Annotated in this window: 3 protein-coding genes and 1 pseudogene; 1 reads left to right on the top strand and 3 read right to left on the bottom strand. The window is 70.0% G+C overall.

The genetic code is table 11. The features are described 5' to 3' along the window. The first annotated feature begins 95 nt into the window (after nucleotides 1-95). Entirely contained in the window at nucleotides 96-890 is a 795-nt protein-coding gene (locus NY1_RS14005) for an enoyl-CoA hydratase-related protein (RefSeq protein WP_067712211.1), read from the top strand. A 103-nt stretch (nucleotides 891-993) separates the two neighbouring features. Here the strand turns inward: NY1_RS14005 and NY1_RS14010 are convergent, their stop codons facing one another. From NY1_RS14010 to NY1_RS14020, 3 genes and pseudogenes are all read right to left on the bottom strand, one after another. After that, nucleotides 994-2238, bottom strand: a complete 1245-nt coding sequence (locus NY1_RS14010) for an Nramp family divalent metal transporter (RefSeq protein ID WP_157762221.1) — start codon at nucleotides 2236-2238, stop codon at nucleotides 994-996. 205 nt (nucleotides 2239-2443) lie between these two features. Further along, a complete protein-coding gene (locus NY1_RS14015; RefSeq protein WP_067712490.1) occupies nucleotides 2444-3436 on the bottom strand; it encodes an alpha/beta hydrolase in 993 nt (330 codons plus the stop codon). 217 nt (nucleotides 3437-3653) lie between these two features. Continuing rightward, a pseudogene (locus NY1_RS14020) lies at nucleotides 3654-17735 on the bottom strand (amino acid adenylation domain-containing protein); the annotation flags it as partial. Nucleotides 17736-17924: the final 189 nt, after the last annotated feature.

Genomic DNA, 17924 nt, shown 5'->3' on the forward strand with positions numbered 1-17924 from the left:
GTTGACAGTGCCGGACGAATCCCCCTAAGTTAACCACAATTCGCACAGTTGAACACATTCGTGGCATTGTCGCCGCGCATTCACCGGGAGCAGCCATGAGCAATACCGCGACCACGCCGGGCTACACCGCGATTCAGGACGGCCGGGTGCTCCGGATCACCATCACCAACCCCCGGCGTAAGAATGCCATCGATTACGACACCATGTGGGGGCTCGGCGATACCGTGCTCGCGGCGGCCGCGAACCCGGACGTGCGGGTCATCGTGCTGACCGGCGCGGGCGGGGACTTCTGCACCGGCGCGGACCTGGCGGCGAGTCCGGGTGAGGCCGAGCGCGGCATCACGCCGGAGATGACCATGGCGTGCGCCAATCGCATGATCAAAGCGGTGGTGGAGGCGCCCATTCCGGTGATCGCCCGGGTGCGCGGCGCGGCGGCCGGGGTGGGCGTGGCGTTCGCGCTCGCCGCGGATCTCACCTATGCGTCCGAAGAGGCGTACCTGCTGCTGGCTTTCATCAATATCGGCCTGATGCCCGATGGCGGCGCGGCGGCCCTGGTGGCCGCGGCGGCGGGTCGTCCGCTGGCCGCCGAAATGGCGTTGCTGGGCGATCGCCTGCCCGTGGCCAAGGCGGTCGAGCACGGCCTGATCACCGGCGTGTACACGCCCGAGGAACTCGACGCGAAAGTCGAAGCGGCCGCGGCCAAGATCGCCGATGGCCCGCGCCGCGCGCTCGAACTCACCAAGCGCGCCCTCAACCTCGCCACCCTCACCGCCCTCGACGGCGTCCTCGCGGCCGAAGCCGACGGCCAGGCGGAACTCCTGCGCCACCCCGATTTCGCCGAGGGCGCCGCGGCCATGCTCCAAAAACGCAAGCCCGTCTTCACCGCATAGCCGGAAAACGGAACGGGCCCGCACCTGAAGGCGCGGACCCGTTCGTCGTACGCGGAGAGCACCGGCCCCCTGCGCCGGTTCTCTCAGAGTCTGTGCGGCGCAATCACTTCCCGGTCACCGTCAGGTAGATCAGCGCGACATTGAGCACGCTGATGATGGCCGCGACCAGCCACGCCAGCCCGGTGGTGACGCGGTGGTTCACGTCATTGCCCATGAGCACGCGGTCACTGGTGAACCGCACCAGCGGAATCAGCGCGAACGGGATGCCGAAGGACAGCACCACCTGCGAAATGATCAGCGCCCGCGTGGGATCGATGCCCGCGGCGAGCACCACCAGCGCCGGGATCAGCGTGATGAGCCGCCGGAACAGCAGCGGAATGTGCCGGTGCAGCAGGCCCTGCATGATCATGGCCCCCGCGTACGCGCCGACCGAGGTGGAGGCCAGGCCGGAGGCGAGCAGGCCGACCGCGAGCAGCAGTCCGGCCGCCGGGCCGAGCACATCGGTCACCGCGGCGTGCGCGGATTCCAGCGAATCCACATCCTCGCGCCCGCGCAGCGTGTTCGCCGCCATCAGCAGCATGGCCAGGTTCACCGTGCCGGCCAGCAGCATGGCCAGCCCGACGTCGTAGCGGGTGATCTTCAGCAGCCGGGCGCGCGCCGGTCCGGGTTCCGGGCTGCCGTGCCGGTCGCGGGCCAGCCCGGAGTGCAGGTAGACGGCGTGCGGCATGACGGTCGCGCCGATCATGGCGGCGGCCAGCAGCACGCTCTCGGTGCCGTCGAAGCGCGGCACCAGCCCGCCGATGGTGCCGGACACCGAGGGCGGCGAGATGAACACGGAGGCCAGGAAGCCGATGGCGATGATGCCGAGCAGTCCGACGATGACCCGTTCGAACGGCTTCTGCCCGCGATGGTTCTGGATCATCAGCAGGAACAGCGACACCACGCCGGTGATCACACCGCCCAGCAGCAAAGGCAGCCCGAACAGCAGGTTCAGCGCGATGGCCCCGCCCACCACTTCGGCGAGATCCGTTGCCATGGCGACGGTTTCGGCCTGCCCCCAGTACGCCAGCCGCATCGGCCGGCTCGCCTTGTCCCGCACCGCCTCGGGTAGCGACATACCCGTCACCAGCCCCAGCTTGGCCGACAGGAACTGCACGAGCCCCGCCATGACATTCGCCATGACGATGACCCAGACCAGTAGATATCCGAACTGCGCCCCGGCGCTGATATTCGAGGCGACATTGCCCGGATCCACGTACGCGATAGCGGCGACGAAGGCTGGGCCGAGCAGAACCGAAGCCGCTCTAGCGCGCTGAAACTTGCCGCGGGGTTCTGCCAAGGTGGTCACAACAATAGTTTACGGCTAACCGAACTTTTTGTTCAGCCCCTCCCCCCAAAACGAAACCGCTGGACCCACACAACCTTCACAATCCGATCGGTCGGTACGAAGACCCCGCTACGTAACCTCTCCACCGCGCGCCTTCCCCCAACAACGACCACGCCCCCGACCGCTTTTGCGGTCGGGGGCGTGTCTTGCTTTTACAGCGCGGGCGCTACAGCCCGAGCCCGCGGGCCAGCACCGGCCACGAGTTCATGAACTCGTCGTTCCAGTAACCCCACGAGTGGGTGCCGCCGGAGCGGAAGTTGTAGGTCGCGGGGATGCCCAGCGAATCCAGCTTCGACTTCAGGTTGGCGGTGCAGTAGTTGGTGCCCGCCTCGATGGCCCCGCCGATGATCAGCTGGTTGGCCAGGCCGTAGGCGCCGGGCAGCGCGTACTGACCGTTGAGGGTGTCGTACTGGCCGGGCAGCCCGTTGCCGGTGGAGATGTAAAGCTCGGTGCCACGCAGCTTTTCGGCGTTCACGACCGGATCGTGCGCGGCCCACTCGGGCGAGTTCTCCTCGCCGTACATGTTCTCCAGCTTGCCGCCGCCCCAGGTCTCGACCGTGAGGCGCATGAACTCACGGCCGACCGGGTCGGCGAACTGCGCGCAACCGGAGTAGGCGGCCGCGGCCTTGAACAGGCCCGGCTTGACCTCGGGCAGCTGCAGCACGGTGGTGCCGGAGGTGGAGATGCCGGCGACGGCGTTGACGCCGTTGGTGCCGAGCGCGCCCTCGATCAGCGGCGGCAGTTCCTCGGTGAAGAACGTCGTCCACTTGTTGCGGCCGAGCGTCGGGTCGTCGTTCTGCCAGTCGGTGTAGTAGCTCCACTTACCGCCGATGGGCTGAATGACGTTCACGTCTTTGTCGGCGAGGAAGCCGTTGACGATATTGGTCTTCTTCACCCAGGAGGCGTCGTCTTGACCGCCGCCCGCGCCGTTGAGCAGGTACAGCACCGGGCGCGGCACCGAGGCGTCGGCGGGACGCTGCACGTCGACCGGGTAGGTGGCGTCCATGGCCGCGGAGTAGACGTAGAGCCGGATGTTCCGGCCGTCCTTCATCTCGGCCTTGGTGATCTTCGACCCGTCCGGGGCAACGGGATCGGCCAGCAGCTTCTTGCTGTCGATGATCGGGTCAGCGGACGCGGAGGTCACGCCGACGCCGGACACCAGACCGGCGAGCACCGCTGTGGCGGCTACGAAGGCCGCGGCGCGCGCACCGCGGCGGCGGTTCGCGACGCCACTCCGGACATGTCGACGAATCAATGTTTCGCACCTTCATCTCGTGTCGATTTACTGGCTGACGAGCACTAACCGGGTTCTCCGGACGGTAGCCGCACCCCGACAGACCATACGGCCTGACTCATCGCCGCGATAGCGCTGAATGTTACGGGTTGGTCGCGCGCCCGTGTTCGGCGAGTCCGCCCAGCGCCTGCACCCAGCCCTCGACGAGCTTCTTGACGTCATCCAGTTCCAGCACCGCGCCCGCGAAGTCGAAGCGGGCGATCAGGCCGTCCTGGCTGGTGTCCACGGTCAGGTCGAGGTAGAGGTCGTCGGCCACCGGTTCCGGGTACACCCGCGCGGGGCGCAGGTCCCGGTACCGGAATCCGATGCGGCCCACCGGGAGTGTCGCGATATCGGCGACGGTGGCCGGGTTCAGGTGCCGCAGCAGCCCGAATCCGACGCCGTGCGCCGGGACCGCGCGCACCGCGTCCCGCACCTGCCCGATGGCCTTGCCCGCGTCCGGTCCGCCGCGCCGCACCTCGTCGAGGTCGACGCCGTCGAGCCGCAGCGGGAACGGGTAGGCGGTGCTGAACGCGCCGACCGTGCGCCGGGCCGCGGCATCGCCGGCCAGTCGCCCGTCGGCGATCAACCGAACCACCGAACCCGTTGCCTTGCGGGCGGATTCGCTGTCGCGATCGAGCAGGGTGACGGCGAGCGCGGTCAGCAGCACATCGTCGATATCGGCGTGCAGGCGGCGCGCCACCGCGTCCACGGCCGCCGCACCTTCCCCGGTGATGGACACCGACACCCGGCCGCGCCCGGTGGGGCGGCCGCCGGCGGTGATCTCGTCGGGTGAGATGCCGGCGGTGGCGGAGGCCAATGCGGTGCGCCACCAGCCCAATTCGCCGACGGTGTCGGGCGCGGCGGCCTGTTCGGCCAGTCCGCGCGCGATGCCGAGCGGGTGCGCGTCCGCGCTGGGCGGCGTGGCGTGCCCGCCGGACCAGGAGGCGGTGAGGTCCTCGATGATGGTGCGCCACGAGGTGTCGTCCACGACGAGCCCGTTGGCGACCACCACCAGCACCGCGGCGGGCCGCAGTTCCGGTTCCACCGCCGTGTCCTCGGGCAGGTTCTCGAGCAGCACGAACCGGACGTGGTAGCCCTTCTCCGGATCCAGTTCCGCGGCGGCGGCCTGGATAACGGCCTCGATCGGATTGCCGACGGCTTCCACGTTGGGATCGATCTGCCAGACCGCGGCGGCCGCCGGAGCGGGCTGCCCCGGAATATCCAGCACCACCGCGTCGCCCGTGCGCCGCAACCGTCCCCACAGCGCCGGATGCCGATCCAGCAGCGTGGCGACGGACCGCCGCACCCGCGAACCGGACACATCGGCGGCGATATCCAGGGTGATCGCCCGCACCCACAACCCGGAAGGCTCGATCTCCAACAGCCCGACCGCCCCCGCGGGCAATGGCGAAACCTGCCCGACAGCGGTCAACCGCGGCCCCATATTCGGCACCGGCGGCGTGACCGGCCGCGCGGCGACCGGCTCGGGTTCCGGTTCGGTTTCCGGTTCCGGCGTCGAATCCGGCTCGTCCACAGCGGATTCCGCCGGTTCGCCAACCTTCAGATCACTCAGCGAAGAATCACCGAGACTGAAGTGATCCGGTGCCGCTTCCGAGGAGTCGTCCGTTGCCGACTCCACGGATTCGTGCGCGTCGGCTTCGAGCTCATCGTCCTCTGCATCGAGTTCGTCGGACTCGTGCGGCTTCAGCCCGGCCGCGAGATCCTCCGGCTTGATGACCGGCAGTACCTGCGTGATCGCCCAGTCCGCACCCGAGTCCGAACTCGGCTCGGCGGCACCTCGCTCGGCGGCGAAGGCCGAGGCCGGGCCGCTCTCGCCCGCAATGGGTTCCGTGCGGCCGCTCGCCACAGCCGGTGCCACCACGGACGTTCCGGTGGTCTCGCCCGTTTCGACGCTGCCCCCGTTCGCGAGCAGCTGCGCCAGGCGCGGCCCGATTTCGGCGAATGCCTCGGCGCTGGTCATCTGCGGATGACGCAGGGGCAGAACGTAATCGGACACTCCGGCGGCGAACGGTTCCCATTCGGCAGGTGAGCCGACGCGTTCGCCCGGATTGTGGATCGAAGCGCGGAACAGTTCGAGGCGGCCGTCGAAGCGGTCGGGCTGGTAAGCGGCGGCGAGTTCGACGGTGCGCATGGCGCCGCGGTAGACCCGGCGCACACGCTCGAAGGTGAGGGAGGCGAGTTCCGTGGGCAGGGCGGCGGTCAGGGCGGCGAGGGCGTCGTCGCCCATCTCGCGCAGGTCCGCCGGGAAGGCGTCGGCCGGGACGCCGAGCTGCATGAATTCGTCGCGGACCGCCTTGCGGAAGTAGTCCACGTCGATTTCGGGGAACGCGTCGAGGATGCCGAGCAGTTCCACCCGCTCCCCCGCCGCCCGCAGTTCGGTGGCGATGGAGTGGGCGATCATGCCGCCCAGCGAGTAGCCGATGACCCGGTACGGGCCGTGCGGCCGCACCGAGCGGATGGCCTCCAGGTACTGCGCGACCAGATCGCCGAAGGTGGCCGGGTCGTAGTCGTCGTCGGTCAGCGCCCGCGACTGCAAACCGTAGATCGGCTGATCCGCCGGCAGGTGCTCGGCGAGTCCGGCGAACGGCCAGGCCAGGCCGGACAGCGGCGGGGCGCAGAACAGCGGCGGCTGCGTGCCGGTCGCCCGGATCGGCAGCACCGGCTGCAGGCTCGCGTCGGCATCGGAGTCGAGGCTGTCCCCCGCTTCGATGCGGGCGCTCAGCCCCGCCACGGTCGGATCGGTGAAGAACCACGCGACAACGACATTCGCTCCGGTCCGGCGGCGCAGCTCGCCGACCACCCGGGTGGCCAGCAGCGAGTTGCCGCCGAGCGCGAAGAAGCTGTCGTGAATGCCGACCTGGTCCAGGCCGAGCACCTCCGCCACGGCATCGGCGACGGTCTGCTCCAGTTCCGTTCGCGGCGCCTGGAATTCGCGGCGGGTGAGCACCGGTTCCGGCAGCGCCCGGCGGTCGAGCTTGCCGACCGGGGTCAGCGGGATGGCGTCGAGGACCGTAATGGCCGTCGGCACCATGTATTCCGGCAGCCGGCCCGCGACATGCGCGGTGAGCGCCGCGGTGTCGATTTCGTGCCCGGCGACCGGCAGTACGTAGGCGGCCAGGATGGTGGCCCCGGCCTCGGTCCGGTGCCCCACGGTGACCGCGAAGTCCACACTCTCGTGCGAGGCCAGCGCGGTGTCGATCTCGCCGAGTTCGATGCGGAAACCGCGCACCTTGACCTGGAAGTCGGAACGCCCGATGTACTCGATGGTCCGCTCCGGCGTCCACCGCACCACGTCACCGGTCCGGTACATGCGTTCCCCGGCGGCGTACGGATGCGCCACGAACCGTTCGGCATTCAGCGCCGGACGCTCGTGGTAGCCGCGCGCCAGCTGGATGCCCGCCAGGTACAGCTCGCCCGCGACGCCGACCGGCACCGGCCGCAAGCGATCGTCGAGCACCAGCGCCTGCACGCCGCGGATCGGACCGCCGATGGTGAGCCGATCGCCCGGCATCAGCGGTTCGCTCATGGTGGTGACGATGGTGGTCTCGGTCGGACCGTACACATTGTGGAAGGCGCGAATCCGGCCGTCCGCCAAGGGCAGCGCCCACTTGTCGATGAGTTCGGCGGGCACCGCTTCACCGCCGGCGGCCAGCATGCGCAGGCTGTCCAGGCCCTCCGGGTCGAGGGTGGACAGCGCGGCCGTGGTGATGAACGCGTGCGTGACCTGCTCGCGCTTGATCACCTCGGCGAGTTCGGCGCCGCCGTAGATCCCCGGCGGCACCACGACCAGGGTGCCGCCCGCGGCGATCGCGAACAGGTGTTCCATCATCGATCCGTCGAACGACGGCGTGGCGAAATGCAGTGCGCGCGTGGACGAGTCGAGCCCGTAGCGCGCGATCTGGGCGGCATTGAAGTTGGCCAGGCCGGCGTGCGTGACGATCACGCCCTTGGGCACGCCGGTGGAGCCGGAGGTGTACACCACGTAGGCCCCGTGCTGCGGATGCAGCGGCCGCACCCGCTCGGCGTCGGTGATCGGGGTGTCGGGATGCCGGTCGACGTCGAGCACGAAGCGCCGCTCGTCGAGGGCGATCCAGTCGGTGCCGCCGGCGGCCGCGCGCAGCGCCGGAATGTCCGGGCTCAGCGAAAGGCCCAGTCGCACCCCCGAATCGGTGAGCATGTGGGCGATCCGGTCGGCCGGGTAGTCCGGGTCGATCGGCACGAAGATGGCGCCGGTCTTGATGACCGCCCAGGTGGTGAGCACCGATTCGATGGAACGCCGGATGGCCACGGCCACCGGCACATCCGGTCCCGCACCGGCGGCGATGAGGGCGCGCGCCAGCTTGGAGGAGGCGGCGTCCAGATCCGAGTAGTCGAAGGACCGGCCCCGGTGCACGACCGCGGGTCCGGACGGATTGGCCAGCACCGCCTCGCGCATGAGATCGGGCAGGGTGCGCGGCGGCACGGCCGGTCCGCCGGTGCGATCGACGAGATCGGCGTGTTCGGCGGCCGAGAGCAGGCCCAGATCGCCGACCGGCAGTTCGGGCCGCGCCACGATGTCCTCGAGCAGTCGCACGAAGCGCTGCGCGAACACTTCCACGGTGGCCTCGTCGAACAGGTCACGCGCGTAGGTGAAGATGGCGGTCGCGCCCGCGTCGGCGCGGCTCGCGATGGTCAGCAGCAGATCGAATTTGGCGGTGGCACTGTCGAATTCGACCGCGCCGACCCGCAGCCCGGGCAGTTCGAAGCCCGCGTCGGGCAGGTTCTCGAACGACAGCGCCACCTGGAACAGCGGGTTGCGCGAGGTGGAGCGTTCCGGGTTGAGCAGTTCGACGAGCCGCTCGAACGGCACGTCGGCGTGCGCGAACGCGGCCAGGTCGGTGTCCTTGACGGCCGCGAGGAGTTCCTCGAACGTCTGCTGTCCGTGCACCCCGGTGCGCAGCACCAGCGTGTTGACGAACATGCCGATCACATCGTCGAGTTCGGCTTCGCCACGACCCGCGATGGGCGTGCCGATGGCGATGTCCGCGGTGCCCGAGAGCCGGGCCAGGAACACCGCGAGCGCGGTGTGCATGACCATGAACTGGGTGGCATTGCGTTCCCGCGCGATGCGCTGCAGCGCCTGCTGCAACTCGGCGCCGATCTCGAAGGTGACGGTGCCGCCGCGCATGGAGGCGACCGGCGGGCGCGGGCGATCCGACGGCAGGTTCAGCTCGTCCGGAATGCCGGCGAGGGTGGTCCGCCAGAACTCGGTCTGCGCGGTGATGAGGCTGTCCGGGTCGTCCTCGGAGCCGAGCACTTCGCGCTGCCACAGCGTGTAGTCCGCGTACTGGATCGGCAGCGGCGACCAGGCCGGGGCTTCCCCGTTGGTGCGCGCGGCGTAGGCGAGCATGACGTCGCGGGTGAGCGGGCCCATGGACCAGCCGTCGGCGCTGATGTGATGCGCCACGAACACCAGCACGTGCTCGTGCTCGGCGCCTTCGACCCGGAACAGCTTGGCGCGCAACGGCACTTCGCGGGTGACGTCGAAGCCGGCGGACAGAATCCCGGCGATGCGATGCGGCAGCGTGCCGGCGGTCACCAGCACCGGGGTCAGGTCCGGCACGGCCTGCGCGGCGGGCCGCACGACCTGGCGGGCCGCCCCGTCGATCTGCGGGTAGACGGTGCGCAGCGATTCGTGCCGTCCGATGGTGTCGGCGACGGCCTGCTGCAGCGCGTCCACATCCAGGTCGCCGGTGAGCCGCACGGCCACCGGAATGTTGTAGGCGGCCGAGTCCACATCGAACTGGTTGAGGAACCACATGCGCTGCTGTGCCAGCGACAGCGGCAGCACCTCGGGTCGCGGTCCGGCGACCAGCGCCTTGCGGCCGGTCCCCGCCCGCTGCTCCACCTTGATGGCGAGCGCGGCGACGGTGGACGCCTCGAACAGCAGGCGCACCGGCACGCGGGCATCGAGGGCCGCGCCCAGCCGGGCCGCGACCTGGGTGGCGACCAGAGAGTTGCCACCCAGGGCGAAGAAGTCGTCGTCCGCGCCGACCCGTTCGGTCCCGAGCACCTCGGCGAACACGTTCGCCACGATCTCTTCGATGGGAGTGGACGGCGCGCGGAACGCGGTGGTCTCGAATTCGGGTTCCGGCAGGGCCTTTCGATCCAGCTTGCCGTTCACGTTCAAGGGCAGCGCGTCGAGGACCACGAAGGCCGACGGCACCATGTAGGACGGCAGTGCGGCGGCGAGCACCGACTTCACCTGCGCCACATCGATATCCGCGCCGGCGGGCACCAGGTACGCCACCAGGCGATCGCCGGTGCGCTGATCCGACTTGGCCAGCACCGCGACATTCGCGATCTCCGGCAGGGCCAGCAGCGCCGCCTCGATTTCACCGAGTTCGATGCGGAACCCGCGGATCTTCACCTGGAAGTCGGTGCGACCCCGGTAGTCCAGTTCGCCGTCCGCGTTCCAGGCCACCAGGTCACCGGTGCGGTACATGCGCTCGCCGTGCCCGAACGGGTTGGCCACGAAGCGATCCGCGGTCAGGTCCGGCCGGCCGAAGTATCCGCGCGCCAGCTGATCGCCCGCCAGGTACAGCTCACCGGAAACACCCACCGGCACCGGCCGCAGGCGCGAATCCAGCACGTACACCCGACTGTTCCACTCCGGCGCACCGATGGACACGCCGATCTGGTCGGCATCGGTCACCGTATGCGTGGTGATCGATACCGCCGCCTCGGTGGGTCCGTACAGGTTGAACAGCGTCGCACCCGGATTCGCACCCCGGAACTTCTGCGCCACCGAAGCGGGCAGCGCCTCGCCGATGGCCAGCACCCGCCGCAGCGAATCCGTCAGCCGCCCACCGGTTTCCGTCATCAGCGCCGCCAGCATGGACGGCACCACATGCAGCGTGCTGACGCCTTCGCGCGCCATGAGCTCGTTCAGATACACCGGATCCCGATGCCCGTCGGCACTGGCGATCACCAGTCGCCCACCGCACACGGCGGCCGACCAGAACTCCCACACCGAAAGGTCGAAGGTAGCGGCCGTCTTCAACAGCACCGCATCATCCGCACCCAGCCCGAACTCCGCAGTCTTCCACTGCAACTGGTTAGACACCGCCGCATGTGGCAACGCCACACCCTTCGGCCGCCCGGTCGAACCCGACGTGAAGATCACATACGCCGTGTTCTCCGGCCGCAGCGGCGACACCCGCTCGGCTTCGGCAACAACCGTCGCCGACAGGGCCGACAGCTCGAGCTCGTCGATCCGGAGCACCGTTGTCCCGGCCCCACCGTCCGACGCGGCCGCACCGTCAGAACCGGCGGCACCCTCGAACCCGGCAGCACCCACCGTCATTCCGGCGGGCAGCTCGAAACCATCGCGCGACGTGGTCAGTACGCACACCGGCGCGGCCGTCTCGAGAATGTAGCCGGTGCGCTCGGCCGGCTGATCCGGGTCGACGGGTACGTACGCGCCACCCGCGACGGATACCGCGTACATGGCCACGACCAGATCCACCGAGCGCCGGATCGCCAGCGCCACCCGGGACTCGGGGCCGACGCCCAGCGAGATCAGGTGTCGTGCCAGGGGATTCACGCGCTGGGCCAGGTCGGCGTAGGTCAGGATCTCGCCGTCGGGGCCGACGAGTGCGACCGCTTCCGGCGACTTCGCCACGGTGGCGTCGAGCAGCGATGCCAGGGTCGCGGCCGAATCCACCTGGTGGGCGGTCGCATTGCGCGCCTCGAGGAGTTCGGCGCGTTCGCCTTCGGCCAGCAGGTCGATGTCGCCGGCGCGCACGGAGCTGTCGGCGACCACGGCGGCGAGCAGGCGCGAGAGGCGTTCCAGCATGCCCGCGACGGTGGCGGCGTCGAACAGGTCGGAGGCGTAGGTGATGAAGCCGCCGATGCCCGCCGGAGCGCCGGTTTCGTCGTAGGTGTCGGAGACGATCAGGTGCAGATCGAACTGCGAGACTTCGACTTCCGCGCTGAGCCCGGCGACGGTCAGGCCCGGCAGTTCCAGGCTCTGCTGCGCCATGTTCTGGAACGACAGGCCGACCTGGAAGAGCGGGTGGTGCGCGGTGGAGCGCGGCGGGCTGAGCACCTCGACGAGGCGTTCGAACGGAATGTCGGCGTGCGAGAACGCCTGCAGGTCGGTTTCCCGCTGGCGGGCGAGCAGTTCGGCGAAGGTGGCATTGCCGTCGACCCGGGTGTGGAAGACCACGGTATTGACGAACATGCCGATGAGGTAGTCGAGTTCGCGTTCACCACGGCCCGCGACCGGCGTGCCGATGGCGATATCGCCGGTTCCGGACAGGCGTGAGAGCAGCAGCGCGTACGCGGTGTGCACCACCATGAACAGGGTCGAGTTGTGTTCGCGCGCCAGCCGCACCAGTCCGGCGTGGGTGTCGGCGTCGATAACCACGTTCATGCGCGCGCCGGCCAGCGAGGCCACGGCGGGCCGCGGCCGGTCGGTCGGCAGTTCGAGCAGGTCGGGCAGACCGTCGAGTTCCTGTCGCCAGTAGCCGATCTGCTGGGCGGCAATGGATTCCGGATCGTTCTCGTCACCGAGCACGGCCCGCTGCCACAGCGCGTAGTCGGCGTACTGCACGGCCAGCGGCGCCCAGCCGGGTTCGGAGCCGGCGGCCCGCGCCGCGTACGCGGTCATGAGGTCGCGGGCCAGCGGGGCCATGGAGGAGCCGTCGGCGGCGATATGGTGCGCGACCACGGCGAGCACGTATTCCGGTGCGGAATCGGCTGCGCGGTCGGCGATTTCGAGCAGCCGCACCCGGATCGGCACCTCGCGGGTGACGTCGAACGGGGTCACCGCGAGCTCGTACACGGTGGCGGCGATCTCGGCCTCGGTGACCCGCAGGGTCTCCAGGCGCGCGGCCGCGGTGTCCGCGCCGGCGGGCAGTACGACCTGCACCGGGCCTTCGGGGGTTTCCGGGTACACGGTGCGCAGCACCTCGTGCCGCGCCACCACGTCGTCGAGCGCCGCGGTCAGCGCCGCGACGTCGAGGCTGCCGGTGAGCCGCAGCCCGAACGGCAGGTTGTAGGCGGCCGATCCGGCCCCGATGGTGCCGTCGCCCTGGTCCTCGAACCGGTTGAGGAACCACATGCGCTGCTGCGCGAGGGACAGCGGCAGCCGTTCGGGCCGGGCGATCGAACCCAGCTCGTGCGTCCGCCCGCGCCGCGTCCGCGATTCGATGGCGGTGGCGAGCGCGGTCACGGTCGGCGTCTCGAACAGGGCGCGCACCGGCACCCGGTCCCCGACGGCCGCGCCCAGTCGCGCCACCACCTGGGTGGCGACCAGGGAGTTGCCGCCGAGTTCGAAGAAGTCGTCGTCCGCGCCGACCCGTTCGATGCCGAGCACCTCGGCGAACACCCCGGCCACGATTTCCTCGACCGGCGTTGCCGGAGCCCGGAATTCGCGGCCGCTGAAGGTGGGCGCGGGCAGCGCCTTGCGATCCAGTTTGCCGCTGGGGTTCAGCGGGAATTCGTCCAGCGCAACGATGGTCGCCGGAATCATGTACGCGGGCAGGTGATCTGCGAGCGCGACCAGCAGTTCGCCCTGTTCGATGGTCTGCCCCGGCTTCGGCACCGCGTACGCCACCAGCTGATCACCGAGCTCGGAGCCCATCACCAGCGCGACGGCCGCCGAGACGGAAGGCTGTGCCAGCAGCGCGGTCTCGATCTCGCCCAGTTCGATGCGCTGACCACGGAACTTGACCTGGAAGTCGGTGCGCCCGATGTAGTCCAGCCGCTGCGGCCGATCCGCCCCTTCGCTCCGCCAGACCACCAGGTCGCCGGTGCGGTACATGCGCTCGCCGTCCCCGAACGGGTTGGCCACGAAGCGATCCGCGGTGAGGTCCGGCCGGCGCACGTAGCCGCGCGCCAGCTGATCACCGGCCAGGTACAGCTCACCGGCCACGCCGGGCGGCACCGGCCGCAAGCCCGCGTCCAGCACGTAGACGCGAGTGTTCCACTGCGGCAGGCCGATCGGCACGGTGGGCCGTTCGTCGCCGCGCGCCTGCCAGTAGGTCACCGAGACCGCGGCCTCGGTGGGCCCGTACAGGTTGTGCACCTTGGCATCCGAGACCGCCGCGAAGGCGGCCACGGTCTCCGGCGGCAGCGCCTCGCCGATCACGAACACATCGCGCAGGCTGCCGAGCCCGCCCGGCGCGGTGTGCGCGGCGAAGACGGTGAGCATGGACGGCACGAAGTCGGTGACGGTGACCTGATGCCGCGCAATGGCTTCCGCCACGTACTGCGGATCGCGGTGCCCGTCGTGGGTGGCGACCACGAGTGTCGCGCCGGTGCGCAGCGGCATGAAGTAGCCCCACAGCGACACGTCGAAGGTGGTGGCGGTCTTCTGCAGGTAGACGTCGCCCGGTCCCATCGGGTACTCGGCCAGCATCCAGGTGGTCTGGTTGTGGATGGCCCCGTGCGAGACGGCGACGCCCTTGGGGCGGCCGGTGGAGCCGGAGGTGAAGATGACGTAGGCGGGATGGTCCGGCCGCACCTTGCCGAGCAGTTCGGACGGGGCCAGCGGCGCACCGTTGAACACGCTGTTGTCGAGCACGTCGAGGAACACCACGCCGGTGTCGTCGGGCACCGGGACGGCGTCGGCGATGGTGGTGAGCACGCAGACCGGTTGCGCGGTATCGAGAATGTGCGCGATGCGCTCGGCCGGATGGTCCGGGTCCAGCGGCACGTACGCGCCGCCCGCGGCGATGACCGCGTACATGCCGATGACCAGTTCCGGCGACCGCCGCAGCGACAGCCCGACCAGCGATTCCGGTCCGACGCCGTAGGCGATGAGCAGCCGGGCCAGCTTGTTCACCCGCTGATCGAATTCGCGATAGGTGAGTTCGGTGCCCTCGTAGTGCAGGGCGACGGCGTCCGGATGTGCCGCGACCGCCCGGCGATACCCGTCGAGCAGCAGTTCCGGCGCGACGGGATGCCGGGTATCGTTCCAGCCCAGCAGGATTCGATCCCGCTCCGCGCCGTCGAGCAGTTCGAAGTCGCCGAGCCGGGTGTCGGGCGCGTCGGCGATGCCGGTGAGCAACCGCACCAGGCGATCGGCGAACCCGGCCACGGTGGCTTCGTCGAAAAGCTCGGTGGCATAGGTGAACATGGCGGTCATGCCGTCGGCGGCGCCGTCGCGTTCACGCGGCAGCACCGACAGCTGCAGATCGAATTTCGCCACCGCGCCGTCGAATTCGACGGCTTCGGCGGTCAAGCCCGGCAGGTCCATGCGCGGGGTCTCGATATTGTGGAAGAACAGCGCCACCTGGAACAACGGGTGGTGGGCCTGCGAGCGGACCGGGTCGAGGATCTCCACCAGGCGCTCGAAGGGCAGTTCGGCGTGCGAGAACGCCCCCAGGTCGGTCTCTTTCGCGGTTTCCAGGAGGTTGGCGAAGGTGTCGGCGGGGTCGATGCGGGTGCGCAGCACCAGGGTGTTGACGAACATGCCGATCAGGTCGTCGAGTTCGCGTTCACCGCGCCCCGCGACGGGGGTGCCGATCACGATGTCGTCGCCGCCGGACAGCCGCGCCAGCAGGATCGCGAGCGCGCTGTGCATGACCATGAACGGCGAAGCGCCGCTGCGCTGGGCGAGTTCGTCCAGCCGCGCGTGCAGGGCCGCGTCGATCTCGAACTTGTGCACCGCGCCCGCGCCGCTGGCCACCGAGGGCCGGGGGCGATCGGCGGGCAGGTCGAGCCGGTCCGGAATACCCGCCAAAGCGGTACGCCAGTAATCGATCTGGGTGGCCGCCAGCGATCCGGCCTCGTGCTCGTCACCGAGCAGCGCCCGCTGCCACAGCGTGTAGTCGGCGTACTGCACCGCCAGCGGTTCCCAGCTGACGGCCGCGCCGGCGTGGTGCGCGAAGTAGGCGGTGAGCAGGTCCCGCATGAACGGTCCGACCGACGCGCCGTCGGCCGCGATGTGGTGCACGACCACGGCGATCACGTAATCGCCCGGCCCGGCCTCGGCCAGTTCGATGCGCAACGGCACCTCGGCGGCGACGTCGAAGCCGCGCACGGCCAGCGCGGTCAGCCAGCCCGGAATCTCCTCGGGCGCGACCGGTTTCGGCGTCAGGTCCGGAATCGCCTGTGCGGCGGGCAGAATCACCTGGTAGCCGGTGCCGTCGACGGCCGGGTACACGGTGCGCAGGGTTTCGTGCCGTTCCACCAGATCGGCGATGGCCGCCCGCAGCGCCGCGATATCCAGTGCGTCGGCGCCGGGTTCGGTGGCGCGCAGCCGGATGGCGAACGGGATGTTGTTGGCCGCCGAGGCGGTGTCGAACTGGTTGAGGAACCACATGCGCTGCTGGGCCAGGGACAGCGGAATGCGTTCGGGCCGCGGCTGCGGGGTGAGGGCGGGCCGCCCGCCCGCGCCGACCAGGGGTTCCAGCTGTGCGGCCAGCGCGGCCACGGTGGAGGCGGTGAAGATGACGCGGGCGGGTACGCGCGCGGAGATCTCCTGGCCCAGCCGGGCCGCGACCCGGGTGGCGATGAGCGAGTTGCCGCCCAGTTCGAAGAAGTCGTCGTCGGCGCCGATCGGGTCGGCCGGGTCCAGCAGGTCCGCGAAGACGCCCGCGACCAGTTCTTCCAGTTTGCCCGCCGGGGCCCGGAATTCCTTGGTGCGCAATTGCGGTTCGGGCAGCGCGCGGCGATCCAGCTTGCCGACCGGGGTCAGCGGAATGACGTCCAGGACCATGATGGTGGTGGGCACCATGTGCGCGGGCAGGCTCTGCTCGGCGTAGGCGGTCAGCTCGTCCACGTCGACGGTGAAACCCGGGGCGGCGTGCACGTAGGCGGCCAGAATGGTTGCGCCGGTGTCGAGTTTGTGGCCGACGGTGACGGCGAAGTCCACGCTGTCGTGCGAGCCGAGCACGGCGTCGATCTCGCCGAGTTCGATGCGGAAGCCGCGGATCTTGACCTGGAAGTCGTTGCGGCCCAGGTATTCCACATCGCCGGAGGGCGTGCGCCGCACCAGGTCGCCGGTGCGGTAGAGCCGGGCGCCGCTGGGGTCCAGGGGATTCGCCACGAAGCGCGCGGCGGTCAGCGCGGCCCGTTCGTGGTAGCCGCGCGCCACTTGCGCACCGCTGATGTACAACTCGCCGACCACGCCGTCCACCACCGGCACCAGGCGCTCGTCGAGCACGTATTCGGTGATGCCGCGCACCGGCCCGCCGATGGTGACCAGTTCGCCCGGCACCAGCGGCGCGCTGATATTGGTCATGATGGTGGTCTCGGTGGGGCCGTACCCGTTGTAGAACTCGCGGGTGCCGCCGTCGGCGAGCGGAAGTACCCAGCGCCGCACCAGATCCGGCGGGCAGGCTTCACCGCCGGCGACCACTACGCGCAGTTCGTCCAGTCCGGCCGGATCGACCGAGGCCAGCGCGGCCGGGGTGATGAAGGCGTGGGTGACCCGTTCCCGGCGCAGCAGCGCGGCCAGTTCGTCACCGCCGAGCACGTCGGGCGAGGCGACCACCAGCGCGCCCGCGCCGCCGAGGGCGAGCAGCAGTTCCAGCACCGAGGCGTCGAAGGACGGGGAGGCGAAATGCAGTGCCCGCGATTCGGTTCCGGTGCGGTAGCGCTCGCGCTGTTCGTCGCAGAAGCCGGAGAGCCCGGCCTGGGTGACCACGACGCCCTTGGGCTTGCCGGTGGAACCGGAGGTGTAGATGACATAGGCGGGGTGTTCGGCGCGCAGCGGCCGCACCCGGTCCCCGGAGGTGATGGCCTCGTCCGGATACTCCCCCACCTCGGCCACGAATTCGGCCGAGTCGATGCTCAGCCATTCGACATCGTCGGCCAGGTCCGCGCGCACCGCGCCCACGGTGAGCCCGAGCACGGCCCGCGAATCGGTGACCATGTGGGTGACGCGGTCGGCCGGGTAGTTCGGGTCGACCGGCACATAGCCCGCGCCGGTCTTGGCGACGCCCCACACCGCGACCACGGAATCGAGCGAGCGCGGAATGCCGATGGCGACCAGGTCCTCGGGCCCGATGCCGCGATCGATGAGCAGCCGCGCCAGCCGGGTGGAGCGCTCGTCGAGCTCGGCGTAGGTCAGCGTGCCCAGGGTGGCGGCCGCGTCGGCGTACACGACGGCGAGTCCGCTCGGATTGGCTTCCACGGCCGTGGCCATGAGCTGGGGCAGGGTGGTGACGCGGGGGCGGCGGGTACGGGTGGGCCGCTGGCGAACCGGGCGGGTCATGCCGGTGCTCCCGCGTACATCGTGTTCCACTGTTCCCCGGCCACCCGAACCATGAACCGCTGCCTCATCCCTTGCCGTCGTACCCTGCGCGCATGCTGAAGCACACATCCTGATCCATCGAATCAAGCTGCGCCAACCGTT

The organism is Nocardia yamanashiensis NBRC 100130, from assembly GCF_001613325.1.
Taxonomy (GTDB): Bacteria; Actinomycetota; Actinomycetes; order Mycobacteriales; family Mycobacteriaceae; genus Nocardia; species Nocardia yamanashiensis.